The organism is Tabrizicola sp. (assembly GCF_041913445.1).
In the GTDB taxonomy this organism is placed as follows: Bacteria; Pseudomonadota; Alphaproteobacteria; order Rhodobacterales; family Rhodobacteraceae; genus Tabrizicola.
This window is the reverse complement of record NZ_JAYSFG010000051.1, coordinates 1-2,481: the sequence shown is the minus strand read 5'-3', so window position 1 is coordinate 2,481 and position 2,481 is coordinate 1. Positions and strand designations below refer to the sequence as shown.

The 2,481-nt window shown below is 70.9% G+C and carries 3 protein-coding genes; all 3 read left to right on the top strand.

Annotated elements, in window-relative coordinates; genetic code table 11:
* The first annotated feature begins 233 nt into the window (after positions 1-233).
* Positions 234-671 carry a hypothetical protein gene (locus tag ACE3Q6_RS22205; RefSeq protein WP_374437303.1) on the top strand — a complete coding sequence of 146 codons (438 nt, stop codon included), beginning with the start codon at positions 234-236 and terminating at the stop codon, positions 669-671.
* Between the two features lie 29 nt (positions 672-700).
* Positions 701-1,432, top strand: coding sequence for a ParB/RepB/Spo0J family partition protein (locus ACE3Q6_RS22200; RefSeq protein WP_374437301.1), 732 nt, complete (start codon positions 701-703; stop codon positions 1,430-1,432).
* A 544-nt stretch (positions 1,433-1,976) separates the two neighbouring features.
* On the top strand, positions 1,977-2,481 hold a 505-nt coding region (locus ACE3Q6_RS22195; RefSeq protein WP_374437299.1), incomplete at its 3' end, for a recombinase family protein.

Below are 2,481 nucleotides of genomic sequence, written 5' to 3'. Positions count from 1 at the left end.
CCCGCGGGGGTTTTTACTTTGTCCGCCGGGTTTTGGGGGGGGGGGGGGGGGTTGGGTGTGGGCGGCCCCCGCCCCGCCCCCGGGGGGCCCCCCCCCAACGCCGGGGTGCTTGGCCTGACCAAGGCCGCCATCGCCAAACCCCTTCAACCCGATGCTGACCACCGTCTCCGACCGCCACGCACCCGTGCGGGATGACGGTCGGCGCATCACGCCATCCTCATTGCCGAGACCCCATGAACCACACCCAATCCCCCAGCGCGGAGCAAGTCCGTGCTGCCGCCTACGCACGTCACCGCCATGGCACGCCGCCGCCTGACGTGACCACCATCCGCACGCGCAGCGGCCGGACCATCACGGTGGACCGCAGCCGCTTTGAGCGAGTGAAGGCGGCGGTCGAGAAGCTGACCGGCAAGCCCTTTCCGACCCCGTATTTCAACGATGACGGGCACGGTCGCCGCTACCCCTGCATCAACCTCGATGTCCCCGGCGGGCGCCCCGGCGGGAGCAACATCTACCTCCATCGCCTCCTCTTCGCGGAGGAAGCGCAGCGGGCGACCATGCGCTTCGCGAGCAAGGACCGCCTTAACCTCACCGAGAGCAACTTCCTCGTCACTGCGGGTCGCGGTGGACGCCGCGAGGCGCGGCTTCTCGTTGCGGCCGAGGCGTTCTGAGCCGTGCATCGCAAGACCCTCGCCGCCAAATGATCGAGAAGCATGACCGCCAGGTGGTGCCCATCCGGTTCCCCATCGCGGACCTTCACCGGGACCCTCGGTTTCAGATCAGGACCCGGATGGAGCCCGCCACGGTGGACCGCTACGCCAACGCGCTGCGGGCCGACGTGGAGCTTCCGCCCGTGCGGGTCGCCATGGTCGGCGGGGTGCCGGTGCTGGTCGATGGCTGGCACCGCGTCGCGGCCCACCAGATCACCGGGGCGAGCCATGTCCTGGCCTTCGTCACTGAGGCGACGGCGCAGGAAGCCCGATGGCTGGCCGCCGAAGCCAACCTCACCCACGGGCTACCGCTCAAGAAGGGCGAGCTTCGCAGCGCCTTCCGGGCCTTCATCACCGCCCGGCGCCACCGCGTCCCCGCAAGGGCAGGGCAGGGGCCGGGGAGGCTGTCCTACCGGGACATCGCCAAGGCCCTTGGCGGGCACGTCACCCACCAGACCGCGAGCAACTGGATGCACAAGGACTTCCCCGACATCGCCAAGGAATACGGCGGCGAGGCAACGCCGATGGCCGAGGCGCCAGCACCGGAGGACCCCGAGGAGGGCTTCGCCAGGACCGCGCAGGAGGCCATCGCACAGGCCCTCTCGGCGGCCCGTGGCGTGCGCGATCCGGGGCGACGCGGGGCGCTAGTGGCGGCAGCCGAGGCGGCCCTTCGGGAGCTTCGGGAGGACCGCGCCTGGGTCCCGCCAAGCCACCAGTTCTAGGCACCGCTGGGGCCTCTCGACGTTCCACCTTCCCGGTGGGGCCCGGGAGGCCCCGGCCACGTCCGAGGGCATCGGAAGGGGCACCCTCGGGGGCCTGTCAAAAATGGACACCTCTAGGCGACAGACCGGGGTTTTCAGCGGGGCACGGCCCGCCGGAAGCCCAGGGAAAACCTAGCGTTGCCCGATCGGGGCCAGAATGTGGCCGAGGGACCTCATTTCTCGGGGCCGTCAAGGGTCCGGGCATTTTGGGTCGCGACCCTGAGCGGCCATCCGCAAGCCCGGCCGTCGCGCTTTCCCCCCGGTGGGGGGCGTGGAAGCCCCTGGGCCCCGGCCAGCCCTCCCGGCCCCCTCGGCGCCACCCTATGCCCGCCCGTCGCTGCTTCGCGGCATGAAACCGCAAGGCCCGTAGCGGGCTCCACACCGGCCCTGAGGCGGGCCGCCAGCGTGACAAGAACCGTGCAACGCTCGTTGATCGGTTATTGACACAGGCCGCCTCGCTGCCCATCCTCCGGCCCGTCGCCCCATTGGGACCCGGAGCTAGCCCATGTCAGCTGCCGCCAGCGCCAACGCACAGACCGCCGAGGGGCGAACCTTCGTCGCCTACCTCCGCGTCAGCACGGACCAGCAAGGGCGTTCGGGCCTTGGGCTTGAGGCGCAGCAGGCAGCTATCGGCGCGTTTTTGCTCCCCGGTGACCGCCTCCTGTCCCCGCCCTTTGTGGAGGTTGAGAGCGGGCGGAAGGCCGAGAGGCCCCAGCTAGTCGCCGCCATCGCCCGGTGCCGACAGACCGGCGCGACGCTCCTGGTCGCCAAGCTCGACCGGCTCGCCCGCGACGCTCACTTCCTGCTCGGCTTGCAGAAGGCGGGGGTGGAGTTCGTCGCCGCCGACATGCCGACCGCTAACCGGCTCACGGTGGGCATCATGGCTCTGGTCGCGGAGGAGGAGGCCCGGATGATTTCCGCGCGGACCAAGGCCGCCCTGGCAGCCGCCAAGGCCCGTGGCGTGAAGCTCGGCGGGGACCGTGGGTATCGACCGTCAGCGCCTCCGGACG